The organism is Amycolatopsis sp. NPDC051061 (genome assembly GCF_040682935.1).
GTDB lineage: Bacteria > Actinomycetota > Actinomycetes > Mycobacteriales > Pseudonocardiaceae > Amycolatopsis.
This window is the reverse complement of sequence record NZ_JBFBBZ010000032.1, coordinates 49,073-70,201: the sequence shown is the minus strand read 5'-3', so window position 1 is coordinate 70,201 and position 21,129 is coordinate 49,073. Positions and strand designations below refer to the sequence as shown.

General features: G+C 70.7%; 20 protein-coding genes and 1 pseudogene. 5 read left to right on the top strand and 16 right to left on the bottom strand.

Annotated features, from left to right (window positions below; all coding sequences use genetic code 11):
- Nucleotides 1-15 precede the first annotated feature (15 nt).
- From AB0N03_RS35015 to AB0N03_RS35005, 3 genes are read right to left on the bottom strand one after another with little or no spacing between them, the layout of a single operon-like run.
- Nucleotides 16-1,038, bottom strand: coding sequence for a zinc-dependent alcohol dehydrogenase family protein (locus AB0N03_RS35015; RefSeq protein WP_364380950.1), 1,023 nt, complete (start codon nt 1,036-1,038; stop codon nt 16-18).
- A 26-nt stretch (nt 1,039-1,064) separates the two neighbouring features.
- The gene (locus AB0N03_RS35010) at nt 1,065-1,388 is read right to left on the bottom strand and encodes a carboxymuconolactone decarboxylase family protein (RefSeq protein WP_364380947.1); all 324 of its coding nucleotides are present in this window, start codon (nt 1,386-1,388) and stop codon (nt 1,065-1,067) included.
- Between the two features lie 26 nt (nt 1,389-1,414).
- A complete protein-coding gene (locus AB0N03_RS35005; RefSeq protein WP_364380944.1) occupies nt 1,415-2,767 on the bottom strand; it encodes an MFS transporter in 1,353 nt (450 codons plus the stop codon).
- 101 nt (nt 2,768-2,868) lie between these two features.
- Between AB0N03_RS35005 and AB0N03_RS35000 the strand changes: the two genes are divergently transcribed.
- Complete coding sequence (locus AB0N03_RS35000) at nt 2,869-3,774, top strand: helix-turn-helix transcriptional regulator (RefSeq protein WP_364380941.1); 906 nt, start codon at nt 2,869-2,871, stop codon at nt 3,772-3,774.
- Between the two features lie 7 nt (nt 3,775-3,781).
- On the opposite strand, the gene AB0N03_RS34995 is transcribed toward AB0N03_RS35000, so the two are convergent.
- The 5 genes and pseudogenes from AB0N03_RS34995 to AB0N03_RS34975 all read right to left on the bottom strand — a co-directional run bounded on the left by AB0N03_RS34995 (nt 3,782) and on the right by AB0N03_RS34975 (nt 7,744).
- Nucleotides 3,782-4,846 carry a permease gene (locus AB0N03_RS34995; RefSeq protein WP_364380938.1) on the bottom strand — a complete coding sequence of 355 codons (1,065 nt, stop codon included), beginning with the start codon at nt 4,844-4,846 and terminating at the stop codon, nt 3,782-3,784.
- A pseudogene (locus AB0N03_RS34990) lies at nt 4,843-5,043 on the bottom strand (thioredoxin-disulfide reductase); the annotation flags it as partial. The gene AB0N03_RS34995 and the pseudogene AB0N03_RS34990, both read right to left, overlap by 4 nt.
- A 48-nt stretch (nt 5,044-5,091) precedes the next feature.
- Nucleotides 5,092-5,280: a hypothetical protein gene (locus AB0N03_RS34985; protein WP_364380935.1), complete on the bottom strand. Its 189-nt coding sequence runs from the start codon at nt 5,278-5,280 to the stop codon at nt 5,092-5,094.
- Between the two features lie 32 nt (nt 5,281-5,312).
- Complete coding sequence (locus AB0N03_RS34980) at nt 5,313-6,506, bottom strand: acyl-CoA dehydrogenase family protein (RefSeq protein ID WP_364380933.1); 1,194 nt, start codon at nt 6,504-6,506, stop codon at nt 5,313-5,315.
- A complete protein-coding gene (locus tag AB0N03_RS34975) occupies nt 6,503-7,744 on the bottom strand; it encodes a CoA transferase (RefSeq protein WP_364380930.1) in 1,242 nt (413 codons plus the stop codon). The genes AB0N03_RS34980 and AB0N03_RS34975 overlap by 4 nt, the downstream gene beginning before the upstream one ends.
- 157 nt (nt 7,745-7,901) lie before the next feature.
- On the opposite strand from AB0N03_RS34975, the gene AB0N03_RS34970 reads away from it, so the two are divergent.
- On the top strand, nt 7,902-8,378 hold the full coding sequence (locus tag AB0N03_RS34970) for a DUF4383 domain-containing protein (protein WP_364380927.1): 477 nt from the start codon (nt 7,902-7,904) through the stop codon (nt 8,376-8,378).
- 90 nt (nt 8,379-8,468) lie between these two features.
- Nucleotides 8,469-8,930 carry a hypothetical protein gene (locus tag AB0N03_RS34965; RefSeq protein WP_364380925.1) on the top strand — a complete coding sequence of 154 codons (462 nt, stop codon included), beginning with the start codon at nt 8,469-8,471 and terminating at the stop codon, nt 8,928-8,930.
- A gap of 1 nt (nt 8,931) precedes the next feature.
- Here the strand turns inward: AB0N03_RS34965 and nrfD are convergent, their stop codons facing one another.
- The 4 genes from nrfD to AB0N03_RS34945 all read right to left on the bottom strand — a co-directional run bounded on the left by nrfD (nt 8,932) and on the right by AB0N03_RS34945 (nt 14,788).
- Nucleotides 8,932-9,960, bottom strand: coding sequence for an NrfD/PsrC family molybdoenzyme membrane anchor subunit (gene nrfD / locus AB0N03_RS34960; RefSeq protein ID WP_364380922.1), 1,029 nt, complete (start codon nt 9,958-9,960; stop codon nt 8,932-8,934).
- Entirely contained in the window at nt 9,957-10,988 is a 1,032-nt protein-coding gene (locus AB0N03_RS34955) for a 4Fe-4S dicluster domain-containing protein (RefSeq protein WP_364380919.1), read from the bottom strand. The genes nrfD and AB0N03_RS34955 overlap by 4 nt, the downstream gene beginning before the upstream one ends.
- Nucleotides 10,985-14,266: a formate dehydrogenase gene (gene fdh, locus AB0N03_RS34950; protein ID WP_364380916.1), complete on the bottom strand. Its 3,282-nt coding sequence runs from the start codon at nt 14,264-14,266 to the stop codon at nt 10,985-10,987. The genes AB0N03_RS34955 and fdh overlap by 4 nt, the downstream gene beginning before the upstream one ends.
- 144 nt (nt 14,267-14,410) lie before the next feature.
- Entirely contained in the window at nt 14,411-14,788 is a 378-nt protein-coding gene (locus tag AB0N03_RS34945; protein WP_364380913.1) for a hypothetical protein, read from the bottom strand.
- A 455-nt stretch (nt 14,789-15,243) separates the two neighbouring features.
- Here AB0N03_RS34945 and AB0N03_RS34940 point away from each other — a divergent pair, with 455 nt between their 5' ends.
- Nucleotides 15,244-16,197, top strand: a complete 954-nt coding sequence (locus AB0N03_RS34940; protein ID WP_364380910.1) for a glycosyltransferase — start codon at nt 15,244-15,246, stop codon at nt 16,195-16,197.
- A gap of 3 nt (nt 16,198-16,200) precedes the next feature.
- Here AB0N03_RS34940 and AB0N03_RS34935 read toward each other — a convergent pair whose 3' ends face one another.
- The 4 genes from AB0N03_RS34935 to AB0N03_RS34920 all read right to left on the bottom strand — a co-directional run bounded on the left by AB0N03_RS34935 (nt 16,201) and on the right by AB0N03_RS34920 (nt 19,739).
- Nucleotides 16,201-16,683 carry a hypothetical protein gene (locus tag AB0N03_RS34935; RefSeq protein ID WP_364380907.1) on the bottom strand — a complete coding sequence of 161 codons (483 nt, stop codon included), beginning with the start codon at nt 16,681-16,683 and terminating at the stop codon, nt 16,201-16,203.
- Complete coding sequence (locus tag AB0N03_RS34930) at nt 16,680-18,314, bottom strand: cytochrome bc complex cytochrome b subunit (protein ID WP_364380904.1); 1,635 nt, start codon at nt 18,312-18,314, stop codon at nt 16,680-16,682. Before AB0N03_RS34930 ends, AB0N03_RS34935 begins: the two co-directional genes overlap by 4 nt.
- Nucleotides 18,315-18,400: 86 nt before the next feature.
- The gene (locus tag AB0N03_RS34925; RefSeq protein WP_364380901.1) at nt 18,401-18,637 is read right to left on the bottom strand and encodes a hypothetical protein; all 237 of its coding nucleotides are present in this window, start codon (nt 18,635-18,637) and stop codon (nt 18,401-18,403) included.
- A 247-nt stretch (nt 18,638-18,884) separates the two neighbouring features.
- Nucleotides 18,885-19,739, bottom strand: coding sequence for a formate/nitrite transporter family protein (locus AB0N03_RS34920; protein WP_364380899.1), 855 nt, complete (start codon nt 19,737-19,739; stop codon nt 18,885-18,887).
- A gap of 310 nt (nt 19,740-20,049) precedes the next feature.
- On the opposite strand from AB0N03_RS34920, the gene AB0N03_RS34915 reads away from it, so the two are divergent.
- Nucleotides 20,050-20,973 carry an NADP-dependent oxidoreductase gene (locus AB0N03_RS34915; RefSeq protein WP_364380896.1) on the top strand — a complete coding sequence of 308 codons (924 nt, stop codon included), beginning with the start codon at nt 20,050-20,052 and terminating at the stop codon, nt 20,971-20,973.
- Nucleotides 20,974-21,129: the final 156 nt, after the last annotated feature.

Below are 21,129 nucleotides of genomic sequence, written 5' to 3'. Positions count from 1 at the left end.
GTGGATCTCCGGTTCTCAGGGGCGCAGAAGGGTCTTGATGGCGCGGCGTTCGTCCATCGCCCGGTAGCCCTCGGCGACCTGGTCGAGGGGGAGTTCGAGGTCGAAGACCTTGCCGGGGTCGATGGTGCCGCGCCAGATGCGGTCGATGAGGTCGGGCAGGAAGCGGCGGACCGGGGCGGGGCCGCCGAGGAGGCGGACGTGGGAGTAGAACAGCTCCTCGCCGGGCAGGGTGACGTCGTGGGCGACGCCGACGTAGCCGACCGCGCCGCCGGGGCGAGCCGAGCGGATGGCCTGCATCATCGACTCCTGCGTGCCGACGGCTTCGATGACCGAGTGCGCGCCGAGCCCGCCGGTGAGGTCTTTGACCTTGGCGACGCCGTCGTCGCCGCGTTCGGTGACGATGTCGGTCGCGCCGAATTCGGTGGCCAGCTTCTGCCGGGGTTCGTGGCGGCTCATCGCGATGATCCGCTCGGCGCCGAGTTCCCGCGCCGCCAAGATGCCGAGGAGGCCGACGGCGCCGTCGCCGACGACCGCGACGGTGGAGCCGGGCTTGACGTCGGCGGCGACGGCGCCGAACCAGCCGGTGCCCAGGACGTCGGAGGCGGCCAGCAAGCTCGGGAGGAGGTCGTCGGCCGGGACTTCCGGCGTGGCGACGAGGGTGCCGTCGGCCAGTGGGACGCGCAGGTACTCGGCTTGGGCCCCGCCGGCGCCGACGAATTCGCGGTGGACGCAGGAGGTCTGGAACCCGGCGCGGCAGATCTCGCAGGTGTTGTCGGAGGCGAAGAAGGAGCCGATGACGAACTGGCCGGGCTTGATGATGGTGACGTCGGTACCGACCTCTTCGACGATGCCGGCGTATTCGTGGCCCATCGGGGTGGGGGAGGTGACGGGGTTGATGCCGCGGTAGTCCCACAGGTCGGATCCGCAGACGCAGGTGGCGGACATCCGGATGACCGCGTCGGTGGGGGCTTGGATGGTGGGATCGGCGCGGTCCTCGAAGCGGACGTCGCCGGGGGCGTGGATGACAGCTCCGCGCATGGTCGTGTGCTCCTTCGAAAGGGTGGTCAGTTCCGGAAGACCTTCTTGGCGACGGCCATGGCGGCCATCGACTGGGGCCAGCCGGCGTAGAAGGCCAGGTGGGTGATCGCTTCGATCAGCTCGGCTTCGGTGGTGCCGTTCTCCTTGGCCAAGCCGAGGTGGTAGACGAGCTGCTCGGTGTTGCCGTTGGTGGCCAGCGCGGCGACGGTGACGAGACTGCGTTCCTTGGGAGTCAGGTCGGTGCGCTTCCACACTTCGCCGAAGAGGACGTCGTCGGTGAAGTGCACCAGCGCGGGCGCGAAGTCACCGAACATCTTTTCCGCGCCGGAGGGCTGGGGATTGTCGGTCATCGTGGTTCCCTTTCGTTGATCTTGGTCTAGTGGCGAGTACCCAGGCCCGCGACCGCGGTGACGGCGGCCGCAGCGGCGACGGCGGCGGCCAGTAGCAGGCTGACCCGCAGGCCGGTCGTTAAACCCGCAGGTGCGGCCAGGAGGGCGCCGAAGACGGCGACGGCCAGCGCGCCGCCGAGCTGGCGGCTGGTGTTGAACGCCCCGCTCGCGGTCCCGGCCCGGTGCGCGGGGACCGCGGCGAGCAGGACCGCGATCACCGGCGGGATCACCGTGGGACCGCCCAGCCCGACGAGAATCATCAGTGCGGCGGTCACCCAGGTGGGTGCGGTGGTGGGGAGGAGAGCGAGGGCTGAGAGTCCGGCCGTCATCAGCACCAGGCCGGTGACGACCACGGGCCGGGAGCCGGTTCGCTCGACCACGCGGGGCACGACCGGGGTCAGCACGAGCCCGGCCAGCATCATCGGCAGGAACACCACCCCGGTAGCCAGCGACGACAGACCGCGGTCTTGCAGGACCAGGCTCAGCACGAACGGCATCCCGTAGTAGCCGATCATGAACGCGAACCCGATGACCACCGCCGCGACCACGGTGCGGGAGCGGACCAGCTCCAGCGGCAGCATCGGATGCGCGACCCGGGCTTCCAGCAGCACGAACGCGGCCGACGCGACAACGGCGATCCCGAACGCCGCCAGCACCGCCGGCCGGCCGAAGCCGTCTTGACCGGCTTCGATGGCGCCGAAGACCACGGCGGCCATCGCGACGGCGCCGACGAGCTGACCCGCGGCGTCGAACGGCGCCCGGTGGTGCGCCGACCGGGCGACCCGGCGGAGCAGGAGCAACGCCACGGCTCCGGCCGGGAGGTTGATCAGGAAGATCCACCGCCAGCTCACCGTCGTCAGCACGCCGCCCAGGAGTGGGCCGACCGACGACGCCGCGGCGCCGCCCATCGCCCACATCGCGACCGCGCGGGCCCGGCGCACCGGGTCGGGGTGGGCCTGGGCGATGAGCGCCATGGACGAGGGCATCACCACCGCGGCGGCCAGCCCTTGGGCGAAGCGGAACGCCACCAGCACCGCGAGTTGCGGGGCCAGGCCGCACGCCAGCGACGCCACGGTGAACACGACGATCCCGAGCGCGAACGCCTTCTTGGCGCCGATCCGGTCGGCCAGCGAGCCGGCCGAGAGCAGCGCGGCGGCGAACATGAGCGTGTAGCCGTCGACCACCCACTGCAGTCCGGCGATGCCGCCGCCCAGGTCGGTCCGGATCTCCGGCAGGGCGATGTTCACGACGACCGCGTCCAGGGTGACCACGAAGAACCCGAGCAACGCGGTGACGAGCGTCGCGAGGGCGCTGCCGGCGGTCTTCTCGGAAGTGGTCACGCTTCGATGGAACGCCCGTTCGGGTACGCGCGGGAGGTCGCGTCTTTCCGGGTCACGACAGAACCCCCCTCGCGGGTCCGGCCCGTCGTACCGTGGAGCGGGTGAACGCCAAGAGCACCGAGGTCCGCGACTTCCTGGTCACCCGCCGGGCCAAGATCACCCCCGAGCGTGCCGGGTTGCAGCACTACGGCGGCAACCGCCGCGTGCCGGGCCTGCGCCGCGAAGAGGTCGCCATGCTCGCCGGTGTCTCCGCCGACTACTACACCCGCGTCGAGAAGGGCAACCTCGCCGGCGTCTCCGACAGCGTCCTCGACGCCATTGCCGGCGCGTTGCAGCTCGACGAGGCCGAGCGCGTCTACCTGTTCGATCTGGCCCGTGCCGCCAACGCGGCCGGCCGGCCCCGCACCGCCTCCGGCCAGCGCCGCCGTTCTCCGCAGCGGGTGCGGCCGGTCGTGCAGCAGATCCTCGACAGCATGACGACGACGGCCGCGTTCGTCCGCAATGGACGGTTGGACATCCTGGCCGTCAACCTGCTCGGCCGCGCGCTGTACTCGCCGGTGTTCGACAGTCCCACCCGCACCAGCGAGGTCTCCTTGCCCAACCTCGCCCGCTTCGGGTTCCTCGACCCCGCTGCCCGCGACTACTTCCCGGACTACGACAAGTCTTGTCACACCTCGGTCGCGATCCTGCGCACCGAAGCCGGCCGCGACCCCCACAACCGCGACCTTTCCGACCTGATCGGCGAACTGTCCACCCGTAGCGAGGACTTCCGCACCCGCTGGGCCGCCCACGACGTCCGCTTGCACCGCACCGGCACCAAGGACTTCCGCCACCCGGTCGTCGGCGAACTCGTCCTCGACTTCGAGGCCATGGAACTGTCCGCCGACACGGGGCTCACCCTGACCGCCTACACCGCCCGCCCCGACACTCCTTCGGCCGAACGGCTCCAGCTCCTGGCGAGCTGGGCCGCGACCACCACGCTCGCCGAAGCCGACGTCGACCGCTGAGCTCGTGTCACAGCAAACTGAGCAGAACGGCTGAAACGAGGCTCATCACCACCACGGCTCCGGCCATCGCGGCGGTCACCCGCCACGAGAGGGCGCGGCCGACCATCACCATCGACGGCAGGCTCAGCGCGGGCAGCGCGATCAGCAGCGCGCCCGCGGAGCCCAGTGAGGCACCGGCCGCGGTCAGCGCGAGCACGACCGGGATCTCGCCTCCGGTCGGGATCACCAGCAGCGTGCCGACGACGGCGCACACGAGTACGGCCGCCACGCCCAGGTGCGTCGTCAGGTCCGCGAAGTCCGAAAGCCAGCCGCTCACCGCGCCGACGAGCAGGACCACGAGGAGGTACTCCGGGATCAGCACCACGGCGAACCGGGCCAGCGCGCGCAGGTACCGGAGAGGAAGATCGCGGACCCGCACCGGTTCGAGTGGCTCCGCGAGAACTTCCGGGGACACCTGCGGCCGAGCGAGCCGGGCCACGACGGTCGTCGCCCCGAACACCAACAGCACCCCGACGACCAGGCGTACGACGCCGAACTGCCAAGGCGCCACCAGGAACAGGAACACCAGGACGGCCGGGTTGAGCACCGGGTTACCGACCCAGTACGCCAGGCTCGCCGTCACCGCGGCCCCGCGCCGGCGCAGGCCGACGGTCACCGGCGCGGTGCAGCAGGTGCACATCAGGCTTGGCAGCGACGCCGCGCCGCCGGCGAGGCTCTGCCCGAACCGCGAGCGCCGGTTGAGCGCGGCGAGCAGCCATGCCTTCGGGACCAGCGCGTCGACGGCCGCCGCGAGCACCAGGCCGACCACCGCGGCCGGCCACACCGACTGGAAGTACGCGACCGTGAAGTGCCAGGCTCCGGACAGTGAGGGGGCGGAGCCGGGCGCACCGGCCTTCGCGAAGATCGCGCCACCGGACCAGGTGTGGGTGGTCGCCATGGTGCTCGTCTTGGCCGCGTAGGGCAGCCATTTCGCCCACAGCAGGCCCACGACGAACAACACCGCGAGCAGTCCGACGCCGACGAGTCCCACGCGCATGCCTTGCCGCGCTTCCGAGCGGACGGTCGTCGTCATGCGGGTTCACGTCCCGCGAGGTAGCGCACGGCATCGAATGCGGACTGGCAGCCCGTACCGGCGGCCCTGATCGCCTGGCGGCAGGTGTGGTCGACCAGGTCGCCTGCCGCGACCTCGCCGTCGAGGTCGGTCCGGGTTCCGGTCATGGTGAGGAGGTACCCGTCGGCGTCCGGGTCAACCTGTCCCTTCCCCAGATCTGGCCCCGCTCCCCGCGACCTCCGGCCGCCTGACGTCCCGGATGACGCTCAGCCGCCGCGCTGGACGACGGCTGTGGTGAGCGTCGCCGCGATCAGTTCGAGCTCGTCGTCGGTGGGGTCCTCCCCGTCCACCCTCGCCCGCAGGCCGGTGCGGGTGATGACGTCGCTCGCACCGGCGGTTCCCGTCGTCGGAGAGAATCTTCGCGACGTGAAGGGTCTCCCAGCCGCATTGAACACGCCCGTAACACCCGGATGGCGTAGTACGTGTCTCATACGAACGCGCCCATGCCGGTCACCGCGCGGCCGACGATCAGCTGATTGATTTCGCGGGTGCCTTCGTAGCTGTAGAGGGCTTCGGCGTCGGCGAAGTAGCGGGCGACGTCGTTCTCGAGCAGGATGCCGTTGCCGCCGAACACTTCCCGCGCCAGCGCGACCGTCTCGCGCATGCGGGTGGTGACCACCGACTTCGCCATGGCCGAGTGTTCGTCCTTGTTGACGCCGCGGTCCTGCAGTTGCGCGAGGCTGACCACCATCGCCAGCGACGAGGTGATGTTGCCCAGCATGGTCGCGAGGTGGTCCTGGATGAGCTGGAACTTCGCGATCGGGCGGCCGAACTGCTCGCGCTCCTTGGCGTAGGCCAGGGCCAGCTCGTAAGCCGCCATCATGCAGCCGACCGACCCCCAGGCGACGCCGCCGCGGGTCAGGCGGAGCACGTCGCTGGTGTCGCGGAAGGTGTTCGCCCGGTGCAGGCGGTTGTCCTCGGCCACCCGGCAGTCGGCGAACGTGATGTTCGCGTTCTGCACGGCTCGCAGGGCGACCTTGCCCTCGATCTTGGTGGGGTGGAAGCCCGGGGTGTCCTTCTCGACGACGAAACCCTTGACGTGTCCGTCTTCGACGTCGCGGGCCCAGACGATGACCAGGTCGGCGAAGGTGGCGTTGCCGATCCACTTCTTCTCGCCGTTGAGGACCCACCCGGTGCCGTCGCGCCGGGCTGTGGTTTCCAGTCCGCCCGCGACGTCGGAGCCGCCGTGGGGCTCGGTGAGTGCGAACGCGCCGATCTGGTCCATGCGGGCCATGGGCGGGAGCCAGCGTTGCCGCTGTTCGTCCGAGCCGCACCGGTTGATGCTGCCCATCGCGAGTCCGGTGTGGACGCCGTAGAACGTGTTGACCGACGGGTCGCTACGGCAGATCTCCATGGCGAGGAACCCGGTGAGCAACCGGGTTCCGCGGTGGGCGGAGAGCCCGTCGTACATCAGGCCGGCGATGTCGAGCTCGCGGAAGCCGTCGATGATCTGGAAGGGGAACTCCGCACGGGCCCAGTAGTCGTTGATGATCGGATCGACCTGCGTCCGCAGAAAGTCGCGCACCCGCGTCACGATGCCGCGCTCGGTGTCGGACAGCAGGTTTTCGAGGTCGAAGAAGTCGCCGGTGTGCGTGGCGAACACGGGCTGGGTGGTGGTCATGCCGGATCCTCTCGGTCTGGGTTCCCGTCGATCCGGACCACTCCCTTGTTCGCGAGCGCGGCGATCGTTTCGGGGTCGTAGCCGAGCTCGGTGAGCAGTTCGGCGGTGTGCTGCCCGAGCGACGGGGTGTGGCTGCGGATGGTGGGCGGCGTCGCGGAGAACCGCAGCGGGTTCGCGATGACGCGATAGGGCCCTTCCGTCGGGTGTTCACCGACGCTGAGCAGGCCACCTTCGGTTACGTAGGTGTCCTCGGTGGCGTGGTCGAGATCGAGCACGGGGGAGAAGGGGATGCTGTGCGCCGCGCAGAGCTCGGCCCATTCGGCTGTGGTCCGGCCCGGGGCCAGCTGCTCGATCAGCCCGTAGAGATCGGCGTGGTGCTGCGCCAGCGCGCCGGGGGAGGCGAACCGCGGGTCGTCGGCGAGGTCGGCGCGGTCGACGGCGGTGAAGAAGTCGTGGATGTTGCGCGGGGTGTAGGGGATGATGCACGCCCAGCCGTCCGCGGTCGGCATCGCCTGGTGGCCGGGGCTGAGCGAACGCGGGAACCCCACCTCGCCCGTCGGCGGTTCGAAGGTCTGCCCGGCGAGGTGCTCGACGAGGTTGAACGCCAGCATCGTGTCGGTCATCGGCACCTCGACGTGCTGCCCCTCGCCCGTCGCGCGCTGGTGGACCACGGCGGCGAGCACCGAGTACACGATGGTGAGCGCGCAGACCTTGTCGGCCAGGATGGTCGGCACGTAAGTAGGACGTCCGGTGGCCCGGCGCATCAGGTCGGTCAGACCGGACGCGGACTGGACGATTTCGTCGTACGCGGCGTGGTCCGCGCGCGCCGAATCACCGCGGAATCCCTGAGCGGTGCAGTAGACCAGCCGGGGATTCACGCGGGCGAGTACCTCGTAGTCCAGGCCCAGCCGGCGCAGCCCGCCCACCCGGGTGTTGGTGATCAGCACGTCGGCGGTGCGCGCCAAGGCGAAGAAGGCCTCCTTGCCTTCGGGCGTCTTGAGGTCGATGGCCATGCTCCGCTTGTTGCGGTTGACGTTCAGCGCGAGTGCGCCCATGCCGTCGTGCCGTTGCGGCCGGCTGTGGCGGGTCATGTCGCCTGCCGGCGGCTCGACCTTCACCACGTCGGCACCGAAATCACCCAGGATCTGCGCCGCGAACGGCCCCATCACCACAGCCGCCATGTCGATCACCCGGACGCCTTCCAGGGCACCCGCCTTCCCGGACCGCGTTGTCGTCATCCGCAGTGGCTACCCCTCGTGGCGTGCCCGACACGTCTCCGTCGGGTGAGCCACGGCCGCGCTTAACACCTCGGGAGCCGGGTATGCCGGTCGCCGTAGCACCGGCCGCCAGACGATCAACCCGGGTCCGTCGGCGGCGTGTGCGGAAAGGAACGCCATGTCAGCAACCACCTCCACCGGGGCACGGACACCGGTGCAGGTCGCCGCCGGTGTCGTCTCGGTCGTCTTCCTGCTGGTCGGCGTACTCGGGTTCGTCCCGGGTGTCACGACCGACTACGACCAGCTGAGCTTCGCCGGGCACGACTCGATGGCGATGCTGCTGGGCGTGTTCATGGTGTCGGTCCTGCACAACATCGTGCACCTGTTGTTCGGGGTCGTGGGCTTGGCAGCGGCGCGCACCGCGCGCGGCGCGAAGTTGTTCCTGGTAGTCGGCGGCGTCGTGTACCTGGTCCTCTGGTTGTACGGCCTGCTCATCGACCACGGCAGCGACGCCAACTTCGTGCCGGTCAACACGGCGGACAACTGGCTGCACCTCGGCCTGGGCGTCGGCATGATCGCGCTCGGCTTGCTCACCGCTCGCGCGGCGGGCGCCGGGTCGGGGCCGCGGGCCGCCCGTGATCCGGGCCTCGGCTAGCCCCCGCGCACTGCATGGGCCCGGGATGTCGGCGGTCGCTCTCCACAGGCCCGCCGGCGTCCCGGGCATGAGCTGGATCGTGCGCCCGACGTGACGGTCACGGCGCCGCGCGGGAAGGGTGCCAGCCGCGTCGTCCAGCAGACACGCCCAGTCTGGGCGGGGCCCATCGACTCCGGATTCGGTGATCCGTCGGCTTCCGCTTCCAGGTTCGACGTCGTTCTCGACAGCGAGGGCGCGTGCATGGGCCACTGCGCTGGCCTCGCCCGGGAACACCGGGAGCCACCCGGCCCCACGGTCAAAACTGCCCAGACGACTTTGCCATTGCGCAGGCATGCCGCGGCGGTATTCCAGCCGGAGGTGCACGGGGCCGGCACCGTCGGTGTGGAGGATCGCGTTGTCGACGAGTTCGGTCGCGACCTGGGCGGCGTCGAGCTCGGCATCCGTGAGGCTCCATTCCTGACAGGTTCGCTGGACGAACCTCCGGGCGTGCGCGGAGCTGGCGACGACGGCGGGAAACAGGGCGCACTGCACCTCGAGGACCAGAGCGCCTGAGTCAGCGGTTTAGGCGCTCGCGCTGAGGAACCACCACGTACTTCGGGTCCTTCGTCGACTCGACACCCGCCTCGAAGACCCCGAACCGCTGCAGCGCACTGCCTGCGAACAGCGCCGCGCCGGAGGCCGCAGCCACCGCCCGGCTGCGGTGCGCCGCGGCCAGCGTGCCCAGCAGGCCGGCCGCGGTCAGCCACTCCGACCACTTTCGCAGCCGGTGGGCTTTGCCCGTCGTGTAGGCCTCGGCGCTCAACCCGAGCCGACGCTCCAGCACCTTCGACGCTGCGAGCTCCGTGACCGCTCCGAAGACAGCCAGCGCACGAGCCGGCTGCGCTTCCCTGACCGGAACCAGCGCCATCGCGAAACCACCCGAGCTCGCGGCCGCCGAGCCGGTGAAGACGAACGGCAGCTGCGGGTGCGCCTCGTGCCACGCCGGCACCGCCGTCTGGGACAGCAGCACCGCGGTGTACGACGCGACGGCAGGAGCGATCACCGCCGACACGAGTCCGGCGGGCCGTGCCGTAGCGCGCAGCAGTCTGCCGGGCAGCGTGCGGCGGAACCGGCCCGGGAGCACCTCGGCGAGCGCCGCGACGCCCACGCCGGGCGCGAAGGCGGTGAGGATCCAGGTTCCCACGCTCATCGGGGACGTCGGCTTCGCCACCCGCAGCATGTGGTGGAACCGCGCCGGCCTGCCGAGGTCGGCGACGAGCAGGTAGCCGCTCGCGAGCAGCGCAGCGAGGGATCCGGTGCGGCCCACGCGGCGCAACCGCGGCCGTCCGGTCAGGTCGGCGCCGGCGGCCAGCAGCGAGGTGCCGGCCGCGAGTCCGCCGGTGAACAGGTAGGCGGGCACCTTCCACTCCCACACCGGCGGCTTGAGCACCGGCCGGCCGTAGTACGACCGGAACTCGGCGCGCGGCACCATCAGCTCTTCGCGGGAGCCGCCGCCCCGTTTGCGGCGGCCGAACACCCCGGCTCGGGCGTCGGACGCCTGAGCGTCGCTGCGCGGTTCGCGGAGCAGGGGGTCTTCGCTCATCGACGGCGTCCTCCGAACGCGGCGACCGCGGCGGCGAGCAGTGCCGACGCGGCCATCCCGGCGTACTTCCACATGGCGGGCAGTTCCCGGGTCGGCACGACCGGGTCCGGCGGCAGCCCGTACACCTCGGGTTCGTCCAGCAGCAGGAAGAACGCGCCGTTGCCGCCGACGCCGTCGTCGGGGTCGTGGCCGTAGAGCCGCGCCTCGGCGACGCCGCGCTCGTGCAGCTGTTCGACGCGGCGGGCGGCCCGCTCGCGCAGCTCGTCCAGCTCGCCGAACTGGATCGAGTCGGTCGGGCACGCCTTGGCGCACGCCGGCTCGAGGCCGTCGTGGAGCCGGTCGTAGCAGAGCGTGCACTTCTGGGCGCGGCCGTCGCCCGGGCGGCGGTCGATGACGCCGTAGGGACAGCCGGAAACGCAGTAGCCGCAGCCGTTGCAGATGTCCTGCTGCACGACGACGGTGCCGAATTCGGTGCGGAACAGCGCCCCGGTGGGGCAGACGTCGAGGCAGCCGGCGTGGGTGCAGTGCTTGCACACGTCCGAGGCCATCAGCCAGCGGAAGTCGGTCCGGCCGTCGGTGCCGGTCTTCGCGCCCGGCAGATCGAACGAGGGCATGCCGAGGTCGTCAGGTGCCCGGGGCAGGGGTGAGGTGCCCAGTTCGCCGCCGCCGCGCGGTGCTTCTCGCAGCTCATCGGCGACGAACGCAGTGGTCACGTCGATCGCCGATGGCCCGGTCGGCAGCCCGTCGAGCCCCGCCGACTGGTCACCGAGCGGACGCTGCTGCTCGATGAAGGCGACGTGCCGCCACGAGTTCGCGCCGAGCGCGCCGGTGTTGTCGAACGACATCCCGAGCAGGTCGAGCCCGTCTTCGGGGACGTCGTTCCACTCCTTGCAGGCGACTTCGCAGGCCTTGCAGCCGATGCACACCGACGTGTCGGTGAAGAACCCGACGCGCGGCGGGTGCCCGGTGTGCCCGGCTTCCCCGGCGACGTCGGCCAGCGGGCCGGAAAGCCGGTTCTCGATGCTCATGCGGGGTCCTCCTCGGTCCGGTGACCGGGCTCGACGTGCTGGACGTCGTGGGCGGTCGCGACCCGGGTACCCGTTTCCGGCGTGATGCCCGCCCGGGAACGGTACCCGGCGAGCAGCGCGGTCAGGGCGACGCCGCGGGGCCGCCGGCCAGGCCGGACGTCACAGGTGGCGACCTTGCTTTCCTGGATGAACACGTTCGGATCCACGACGACGCCGAACAGGTCGTTGACGACGTCACGGGAGACGAGCCCGGCGTTGCCCCAGTGGTAGGGCATCCAGACCTGGTGCACGACCCGGTCCTGCACACGCAGCGGCGCCATCCGGTCGGTCACGAACACCCGCGCCTCCACCGCGGCCCGCGCGGTGATCACGTGGGCCCAGCCGAGGTGGGCGAGCCCACGGTGCTTCGCCAGCTCGGGGGAGACCTCGACGAACAGGTCCGGCTGCAGCTCCGACAGGTACGGCAGCGTCCGGCTCATCCCGCCCGCCGTGTGGTGCTCGGTCAGCCGAGCGGCGGTGAACACGAACGGGAACACCTCGCTGTGCGCCTCGGGCGGCGACGGGTGCGAGGGGTTGTCCCTGCGGCCGTAGACCTTCCGCGTCGGGTTGCCCTGCTGGGTGTAGAGCTGGTTGCGGAAGGGCGACTCGTGCGGTTCGTAGTGCGTCGGCAGCGGCCCGTCGGCCAGCCCGGACGGCGCGAACAGCCACGCCTTGCCGTCGGCCTGCATGATGAACGGGTCGTCGCCACGCAGTGCGGCCGGGCCGACCGCGCCATCGGGCGGCACGTGGTCCGGCGGCTTGGTCTTCTCGAAGTCGGGGATGTCGTGGCCGGTCCACTCGCGGCGGTCGGCGTCCCACCACACCAGGGCCTTGCGTTCGCTCCACGGCTTCCCGTCCGGATCGGCGGACGCGCGGTTGTAGAGGACGCGGCGGTCGAGCGGCCAGACCCAGCCCCATTCGTGCGCGTAGAAGTCCTGTTCGAACCGGGACTTGCGGCGCGCGGCCTGGTTGACACCGTCGGCGTAGACGCCGCTGTAGATCCAGCAGCCGCACGAGGTGCTGCCGTCGGCCTTGAGGTCGAGGTAGCCGCCGACCTCCTTGCCGGTGGTGAGGTCCTGGCCGTTGATGCGGCGCAGTACGTCCTCGGCCGACGGCTCGTCGCCGTGCACCTCGTAGTCCCAGGCCAGGTCGAGCAGCGGCCGGTCGCGCTCGTCGGTGGACCCGGCCAGCCGTTCCCGCAACTTCCGGCCGAGGTGGTGGAAGAACCACAGGTCCGAGCGCTGGTCCTCGGCCGGTTCGACGGCTTTCTCGCGCCACTGCAGCATCCGCTGGGTCTGGGTGAACGTCCCTTCCTTCTCGGCGTGCGAGGCGGCGGGGAAGAAGAACACCTCGGTGCGGCACTCCTCCGGGGCGATCTCACCGGTCTCGACCTCGGGCGCGTCCTTCCAGAAGGTAGCGCTTTCGATCATCACCAGGTCGCGCACGACGAGCCAGTCGAGGTTGGCCATGCCGAGTCGTTGCAGCTTCCCGTGCGCCGAGCCGACGGCAGGGTTCTGGCCGAGCAGGAAGTAGCCGGACACCTTGCCGTCGACCATGTCCATGACGGTCCGGTAGGTGCCGTGGTCGCCGTTGATCCGGGGCAGGTAGTCGAAGCAGAAGTCGTTGTCCGGCGTGGCTTTCTCGCCCCAGTACTCCTTCAGCAGCGACACGGTGTAGGCGTCGGCGTTGCGCCAGAAGCCCTTCTGCTTATCGCCGCGGATACTGTCGACGTAGTCGGACAGGGTGGCGTGCTCGGGCGTGGGCATCGGCAGGTAGCCCGGCAGCAGGTTGAACAGCGTCGGGATGTCGGTCGAGCCCTGGATGCTGGCGTGCCCGCGCAGCGCGAAGACCCCGCCGCCGGGCCGGCCGATGTTGCCCAGCAGCAGCTGGATGATCGAGCCCGCCCGGATGTACTGGGCGCCGACGCTGTGCTGAGTCCAGCCCACGCTGTACACCAGCGCAGCCGTGCGCTCCCGGCCCGAGTTCGACGTCCACGCGTCGCACACGCGCTGGAACAGCGCCTTCGGCGTCCCGCAAGTCGCCTCCACCATCTCCGGCGTGTAGCGGGCGAAGTGGCGCTTGAGGATCTGGAACACGCACCGCGGGTGCTGCAGCGTCGGGTCGGCGGTGATCTCCTCGCTGCCGCCCTCGATGACCGGGCCGCCCGAGCCGTGCTGGTAGGACGACGACAGCTCCTTGCCGTGCCCGGTCTCCTTCGGCTCGACGCTCTCGTAGTGCCAGGTCGTCGGATCGTAAGCGGCCTTGGCCTCGTCGTAGCCGCTGAACAGGCCGTCGAGATCTTCGGTGTCCTGGTAGTCCTCGGCGACCAGGAAGGACGCGTTCGTGTAGGCGACCACGTACTCCCGGAAGTCCAGGTCGTTGCTCAGGATGTGGTTGATGACGCCGCCGAGGAACGCGATGTCGGTGCCGGCCCGCAATGGGACGTGGGCGTCGGCCAGCGCGCTCGTGCGCGTGAAGCGCGGGTCGATGTGGAGCACCTCGGCCCCGCGGGCCTTCGCCTCCATCACCCACTGGAACCCGACCGGGTGCGCCTCGGCCATGTTCGAGCCCATGATGATGACGCAGTCGGAGTTCTGCAAGTCTTGCTGGTAGTCCGTCGCGCCGCCGCGACCGAAGGAGGCCCCCAGACCGGGAACCGTGGCCGAGTGTCAAATACGAGCTTGGTTCTCGATCTGGATCGCGCCCAGGGCCGTGAAGAGCTTCTTGATCAAGTAGTTCTCTTCGTTGTCCAGCGTGGCGCCGCCGAGGCTGGCGATCCCCGTCGTGCGCCGCAGCGGCTTCCCGTGTTCGTCGGCGTCCTGCCACCCCTTGCGGCGGGCGTCGAGCACGCGGTCGGCGACCATGTCCATCGCCGTGTCGAGGTCGAGGTCGGTCCACTCGGTCGAGTACGGTGCGCGGTAGCGGACCTTCTGCTCCCGCTGTGGCCCGGTGACCAGTTGCTTGCTCGCCGAGCCCTTCGGGCAGAGCCGGCCGCGGGAGATGGGGCTGTGCGGGTCGCCCTCGATCTGGACGACCTTCTCGTCCTTGACGAAGATCTGCTGGCCGCAGCCGACGGCGCAGAACGGGCAAACCGACCTCGCGACCCGGTCGGCGCTCGCAGTGCGCGGCTTCCGGGCGGCCGATTGGGGCGATTCGGCCGCCTTGCCGCGGCCGAGCGGGTCGGTCCCGGTCAGCTGGCGGTAGACGGGCCACGACTCGAGCCACTTCCGTGGTCCCATGCCGCCTCCGTTCGCTTGCTTGCTTGCAGCGTCTACCCGGGCCGGTCGAGCCTAAACCGGCGCCGGGACGTCGTCGACCGACGGCGTCAGACCGGGCGGAGCTCGGCCGGCGAGTATCCCGGACGGGAAGAGCGCCCTCGGGGTTCACTCGGGCGGCGAGGGCTCACGGATCTCCTCCGCCGTCGAACCGCCGGAAATGTCCGCGGCGATGCCGAGCTCTTCTTCGTAACCCCTCGCCCCGCGGTCGTCGCCCACCGCGGGGGCCGCGGCATCGACGTCGGGCTGTTCCTCGGCAAGTCGCTCGCCGAGCGGGCGGTCGTGAGCCTGCTCCCACGGCGTCATGCCGTACTTGGTGACGCCGGTCCAGTGCTCCGGTGGGTCCATGGCCTCTTCGAGGGGATCCTGGCGAAGCCGGTCTTCGTCGAGGTCTTCGGCGCTGTTCAGCGCAGCCGGATCGGTCTCCACCGAGTCCGGGGCGCCGGTGTCCTGGGGCGGGTCGTAGGCCTGGTGCGGTTCGGTCACCGCGGCACCTCCTTCGCTGGGTTCGGGAGGTTGCCCCGGCGACGCCCGGCGAAACGTCCGGAAGCGAGCGCGCGTGTCTCACAGTTCCGGGCGGCCGGCGTTGCGCGGTGTTGGTCGCGCGGGCGATGTAGAGCGTCGCGAGGGACAGGTAGCTGACGGCGCCGTCGAGGTTGAAGTTGCAGCCCGGGGGTAGTCACGGTGCCCGGTGCGCACACGTTCCCCGCGATCGCCGGCGGCTTGACGTCCCGGTTGATCACGGAGTTCGGCGACTCCGGGTGACGCTCAGCCGCCACGCAGGCACCCGTTGTGCTTCGGGTCGGTACGGCGGACGATTGACTGCCCGCTCGCCGGCCGCGGCCGGCGCCGCGTCCGCTCTGTGCGGACTCCGCAGTGGACATCGTGCGGATCCGCTTTCCACCAACGGGTAACCGGGGTTCACCGGGGTATCCCGAACCATGAAAAGGGCAACCGAGCGGCCGGCCTACGTCTTGCCGCTGCGCTGTGAGGACGACACCGACCTCATCGGGTACCTGCGGTGGTTGAGTGCCCGGGCGGAGGTCGTGGTCGTCGACGGCTCGTCGCCGCCGTGGTTCGAACGGCATCGGTCTGCCTGGGGACACTTGGTGGCGCACGTCCGGCCGGACCAGGATCTGCGGTGCGCCAACGGAAAGGTCGCCGGAGTGATCACCGGCCTGCGCCGGGTGCGGGCCGGGCGAGTGGTCATCGCCGACGACGACGTCCGCTACGACGACGACTCCCTCGCCGCGGTGACCGCGGCCCTGGACGGCGCGGACCTTGTCGTGCCGCAGAACCACTTCCGGCCCACGCCGTGGCACTGCCGGTGGGACACCTCCCGCAGCCTGCTGAACCGGGCCCTCGGCCACGACTACCCCGGGACGCTGGCCGTGCGTCGTGAAGCGTTCCACCGGCTCGGTTGCTATGACGGCGACGTGCTGTTCGAGAACCTGGAGCTGATCCGCACGGTACGGGCGCGCGGCGGCCGTGTCCGGTATCTGCGGTTTCCGCTCGTGCGCCGCCTTCCGCCGGATGTCGGCACGTTCCTGTCCCAGCGGGTGCGGCAGGCCTACGACAGCCTCGCGCAGCCGGGGCGGCTCACCGCCGAGCTGGCGATCCTCCCGGCGGTGGCGCTGGCGGTGCGCCGCGGCCGACGGACAGTCGCCGGCGGCGTGGCCGTGGCGGTGCTGCTGGCCGAAGCCGGGCGGCGCCGGGCCGGCGGCGCGGCGGTGTTCCCGGCCGACAGCGCCTTGTGGGTGCCGCTGTGGCTGGCCGAGCGCGGAGTGTGCAGCTGGCTCGCGGTCGGGATCCGGGTTGTGCGCGGCGGCGTGGCTTACCGCGGCGGACGGCTGCGGCTGGCCGCCCATTCGGTCGCCCGGCTGCGCACGGCCTGACGGTCAGGGCGCCGCGAGTGGAATGGTGCCGGCCAGGCAGCCGCGTCGCTGCGCGGACATGCCCAGCAGACCGACGTCCTCGATGATCAGGGCATCGGCATCGGCGTCGGCGTGCGGTCGGGGTGGCAGCAGCACGAACAGCACCTGCTGCTGGCGGCAGGCGGCGCACAGCCAGGGCAGCGGTGGTTCGGCGAACTCGAAGCCGACGGTGAGGCTGTGCCCGCCGACGTGCACGGTGACCGTGGACGGGGCTTCGGACAGCTCCACGTGACAGCCCGCGGCCAGCGGCCAGAGACCGCGCTCCCACTCCCAGACGGTGGGAACCGCCAGCCCTGCGCGCAGCAGCATCCGGAAGAGCCAGTGGTGGTCGTCGTGGTGGCCGGGCTGCAGGAGCAGCACCGGGTAGGTGCTGGTCTCCTCGTAAACGAGGACGTCGATCTGCCAGCGGGAGGGTATCGCCGTGCCGCCGGGGTCCGGCGGGGTCATGGCCGGCTCTCCCCGTCTTCCGTGGTGGGCTCGCCGCCGAGGCCTTGGCGCAGCTCTCCCCGGCGGGCGGCCGCCTCCAGGGCCGCGGTCTCTTCGGGTGGGTCGGGGCGCAGCAGGCTGCCGGGCACCGCGTGCCCGGCGGCCCCGAGTTTGTTCGGCTTCTTCGGGACGGACGCTCCCTGGTAGGCCAGCGCCTTGCCGTCGAGGGGCTGGTGGATCTCGAGGTAGGTGCCGTCGGGGGCGCGGGTGATGATGCCGGTTTCGATGCCGTGCTCGAGGACTTCGCGGTCGGAGCGCTGCAGTGCGAGGCACACCCGGTAGGTGATCAAGTACGCCACGGGCGGGGCGACCAGCAACCCGATGCGCCCGGCCCACGTCGTGGCGTTGAGCGAGATGTCGAACTGCAGCGCGATGATGTCGTTGAACGACGACAGCGTCAGGACGCCGTACAGGGCGAGCGCCATCATGCCGATGCTGGTGCGGACCGGGACGTCGCGGGGCCGTTGGACCAGGTTGTGGTGGGCGATGTCGCCGGAGAGCCGCCGTTCGATCCACGGGTAGGCGATCAGGGCGCCGAAGAGCACGGTCATGCCGAGGACGCCGGCGAAGAACGGCTGCGGCACGGTGTGGTTGCCGAGGAAAAGCTCCCACGGCGGGTAGACGCGCAGGAGACCGTCGGCAAAACCCATGTACCAGTCGGGCTGGGAGCCGGCGGAGACCTTCGACGGGTCATAGGGGCCGAACATCCACACCGGGTTGATCTGGAACAGCCCGGACATCAGCGCGAGGAGGCCGGTGACCAGTGCGAAGAACGCGCCCCCCTTGAGCGCGAACACCGGCAGGATCCGGACGCCGACGACGTTGGTCTCCTTGCGGCGGACGCCGGGGAACTGGGTGTGCTTCTGGTACCAGACCAGGGCCAGGTGGGCGCCGACGAGCGCGAGCATGATGCCGGGCAGCAGCAGGATGTGGATCGTGTAGAGCCGGGGGATGATGACGTCGCCGGGGAACTCGCCGCCGAACAGCGCCCAGTGCAGCCACGTCCCGACCACGGGCAACGACAGCACGATGCCGGACAAGGTGGCGCGGATGCCGGTGCCGGAGAGCAGGTCGTCGGGCAGTGAATAGCCGAAGAACCCTTCGAACAAGCCCAGGATCAGCAGCAGCGAGCCGATCACCCAGTTGGCTTCGCGAGGGCGGCGGAACGCTCCGGTGAAGAAGATCCGGAGCATGTGCACCATCATCGCGGCGATGAAGATCAGCGCCGCCCAGTGGTGCAGCTGTCGCACGAAGAGCCCGCCCCGGACTTCGAACGACAGATCGAGGGTCGTGGCGAAAGCTCGGGACATCGGCACGCCGCGCAAATTCGAGTACACGCCCTGGTAGGTGACCTCCGGCATCGACGGGTCGAAGAACAGCGTCAGGTACACCCCGCTCAGCAGCAGGATGATGAAGCTGTAGAGCGCCACTTCGCCGAGCAGGAACGACCAATGCGTCGGGAAGACCTTGTTGAACTGCCGGCGGAGGCCGCCGGCCGCGTGCAGCCGCTGGTCGGTGGCGTCGGCGGTCGAGGCCGCCGCGCGGGTGGCGCGGCCGGGACCCCGGGTCGGGGAAAAGTGGCTCGGGCTCATGATTCCTCCGCACGGATCGGCAACCGTCCAGCGCGCGTACCCGTGCCCACCCCCGAGAACCTCGGTTGCAAAAGGTTTTTTCGAGATCAGCCGTGCCGCACGCCGGACCGCACATCGGCGCCCGTGGCGATCCGGCCGTCGACGGCGATCCCCTGTGAGCGCCCGGTCGGCGCCGCGCCGCGCACCGGTGCGCTCGAATCGAGCGACGGCGAGAACGAAGCGCTGGTGAGGGCGACGCAGGCAGCGACCACCACCACCGGCCGGCGCCACCACGGCCGAAGAGCGGGGCCGGCCTCGGCGGGAAACTCGGGCTCCGGTGTCATCGCGCTCTCCCTCTTCGACAGGACCGACAGGTACCCGCCGCCGCTCGGATCAACCCGGCCCGGAATCGTCGCGCGGCCATCGGGTTCGCCGGCTCCGGTTCGCCGAGCGCTGCCGTGCTCGCTCGGCAGGCGCCGAGTCAGCGCGTCGCGTGGAGCGGCCGTGGACGTTGCCGACGGTCGCGGATGGCGACCGCGACCACATGGTGGTGGACACCGTCGAACGGACTCGAGTCAGCGCACCGGCCGGTCAGGTGGCCTGACCACCGGCTTCTTCGCGGGCCTCCTGGTGCGCCTCTTCGACTCGGTGTGACACGCGGAGCAGCCGGATCGAGGTGACCAGGCCGATGCCGCCGAGGAGGTTGCCCAGCGACGACCAGGCCAGGGCGAGGGCCCAGTCGCCCCACGAATAGTGCGCCTCGCCACCCAGCAGGCCGGCGAACATGACGATCGAGTCGAGTATCGAGTGGAACAGTTGTGCTCCGACGAGGAGGAAGGACATGGCGACCGCGGCCACGATCTGGACTCCCATGTTGTCGCTCGCGTGCTGCATGCGGGTCATGAGCGTGATCACCGCGCCGGCCAGCACGGCCAGCAGCAACGAGCGCCAGGAGATGCCCAGCGTGGCGTAGTGAAGGCCATTCGCGGCCGCGGTGCCACGAAGGTCGGGCAGCGCGACGACGATCATGCCGGCCATGACAAAACCCCCGGCCAGGTTCGCGGCCAGCGTCACCAGCCACAGCCGGAGCAACCGTGGCCAGGTACCCATCCCGGACGCCAGCGCGGTGACCGGAACGAGGAAGTTCTCGGTGAACAACTCGCTGCGCGCGAGCAGCAGCGCGATGAACCCGATCGTGAACGCGGCCGAAGCCAGCAGCGGCTGTCCGGTCTGGTGCTCGACGACCAGGTACGCCAGCACTCCCACGGCAACGTCGACGCCGCCGAGCAGGCCGGTGGCCACCAGCGGCAGCAACGGACGTCCGAGCCGGTCGCGACCTTCGTCGACGATCCGGTCGAACGCTTCCTCGAGCTCTGACTCGTCCCGGCTCCCGGCCGAAGACCGCAGAGGCAAGCCTCGGTGCTCGTCGCTCGAGTCGCTTTGCATCACATCTCCGATCCGCTGCGGATTCCCCTTGTGCACACGACAGCCTGCACGCCGGATGAGCGCTTACCCGGATAGGTGAGGACTACTCGCGTTCCGGTGCCCCGGACTCGTCAGCGGCCCGTGACGCGCTCGACGTGGTGATCGAGGTCAACCGCCGGCACCGGGCGGAGCCGGCTGGGGAGCCGGTGGCCTTGGTCGGCCTGATGCTGTGACCCGCGCCTCAGCCGGTTGCCCCTGACACCGGTGTGAGCGGTGAGGATGGCCGTAGCGCCCGGAAGCACCGGGCCGGTCATCCGGAAGGCGGCGGAAAATGGGGCAGGCGTGGGGTTTCAGCAGGTTCGGCGGGCCCGAGGTGCAGGAGTTCTTCGAGCGTCCCGATCCGGTCCCCGGTCGCGGTGAGGTGCTGATCCGGGTTCACGTCGCCGGCGTGAACCCCCTTGATCACCTCTTGCGCGCGGGACTGGTCCCCGGGCTCGACGGCGGGCGCCCGTTCCCCCGCGTGCTGGGCATGGAAGCAGCGGGGACTGTGCTCGCCCTCGGCGAAGACGTCGACGGGCTCGAGGTGGGGGACGCGGTCTTCGGCTTCGCGCTCACCGGTGGCGGCACTTACGCCGAGACGACGGTGTTGTCCGCGGCGAACACCGCGCGCATCCCGGCGGGGCTGTCCGCGACCGTGGCGTCGACGCTGCCGGTGGCCGGGACGACCGCGGTGGACGCGCTGGACCAGCTCGGCCTTCCGGCCGGTGCCACGATCCTGGTCAACGGGGTGGGCGGCGGGGTCGGCCTCGCGGTCGCCCGGCTGGCCGCGGCGCGCGAGCTGCGGGTGATCGGTACCGGCAGCGCCGCCAAGCGCGAGCAGGCCGAAGCGATCGGGGTGCGGTTCGTCGACTACACCGCCGAGGACGTCGTCGCCGCGGCCCGCGAACTGGTTCCGGCGGGCTTCGACGGGATCGTCGACTTGGTCGGTGGCGCCTCGCTGCGGACGGTCGTCCCGCTGGCCCGCGATCCCCGCACCGTCATCGCGGTGGGCGATCAGTCCGTGTCCGAGCTGGGCGGCCGTTTTGTCGAGCGCCGCCTCGACCGCGAGAACCTGGCGCGCTCCGCCCGGTTGGCGCTCGACGGGATCCTCGCGCCCGTGATCACCGCGGTCCACCCGCTGTCCGACGCACCGGCCGCCTTGGCCACTGTCGAGAACGGCCACGCTTCGGGCAAGGTCATCATCAAGGTGACCTGAACAGAGTCCCTGCTCGCCGACGTACTCGCGTGCGTAGATCTGGGCCATGTAGGCGATCGCCACCGCGTCCCACGTGAGCAGGAGCCCGACCGCCCCGGTGCGGTTCTCGGGCCGAGCCCGGTCCGAACCGGCCGGGGTGCAGGTCGGGCCGGCCCG

Bases quoted from the DNA above. Each gene is read 5' to 3' on its own strand.
- AB0N03_RS35015 (WP_364380950.1), bottom strand. From the start codon at position 1,038: ATGCGCGGAGCTGTCATCCACGCCCCCGGCGACGTCCGCTTCGAGGAC.
- AB0N03_RS35010 (WP_364380947.1), bottom strand. From the start codon at position 1,388: ATGACCGACAATCCCCAGCCCTCCGGCGCGGAAAAGATGTTCGGTGAC.
- AB0N03_RS34995 (WP_364380938.1), bottom strand. From the start codon at position 4,846: ATGACGACGACCGTCCGCTCGGAAGCGCGGCAAGGCATGCGCGTGGGA.
- AB0N03_RS34980 (WP_364380933.1), bottom strand. From the start codon at position 6,506: ATGACCACCACCCAGCCCGTGTTCGCCACGCACACCGGCGACTTCTTC.
- AB0N03_RS34975 (WP_364380930.1), bottom strand. From the start codon at position 7,744: ATGACGACAACGCGGTCCGGGAAGGCGGGTGCCCTGGAAGGCGTCCGG.
- AB0N03_RS34970 (WP_364380927.1), top strand. From the start codon at position 7,902: ATGTCAGCAACCACCTCCACCGGGGCACGGACACCGGTGCAGGTCGCC.
- nrfD (WP_364380922.1), bottom strand. From the start codon at position 9,960: ATGAGCGAAGACCCCCTGCTCCGCGAACCGCGCAGCGACGCTCAGGCG.
- AB0N03_RS34955 (WP_364380919.1), bottom strand. From the start codon at position 10,988: ATGAGCATCGAGAACCGGCTTTCCGGCCCGCTGGCCGACGTCGCCGGG.
- AB0N03_RS34940 (WP_364380910.1), top strand. From the start codon at position 15,244: ATGAAAAGGGCAACCGAGCGGCCGGCCTACGTCTTGCCGCTGCGCTGT.
- AB0N03_RS34935 (WP_364380907.1), bottom strand. From the start codon at position 16,683: ATGACCCCGCCGGACCCCGGCGGCACGGCGATACCCTCCCGCTGGCAG.
- AB0N03_RS34930 (WP_364380904.1), bottom strand. From the start codon at position 18,314: ATGAGCCCGAGCCACTTTTCCCCGACCCGGGGTCCCGGCCGCGCCACC.
- AB0N03_RS34925 (WP_364380901.1), bottom strand. From the start codon at position 18,637: ATGACACCGGAGCCCGAGTTTCCCGCCGAGGCCGGCCCCGCTCTTCGG.
- AB0N03_RS34920 (WP_364380899.1), bottom strand. From the start codon at position 19,739: ATGCAAAGCGACTCGAGCGACGAGCACCGAGGCTTGCCTCTGCGGTCT.
- AB0N03_RS34915 (WP_364380896.1), top strand. From the start codon at position 20,050: ATGGGGCAGGCGTGGGGTTTCAGCAGGTTCGGCGGGCCCGAGGTGCAG.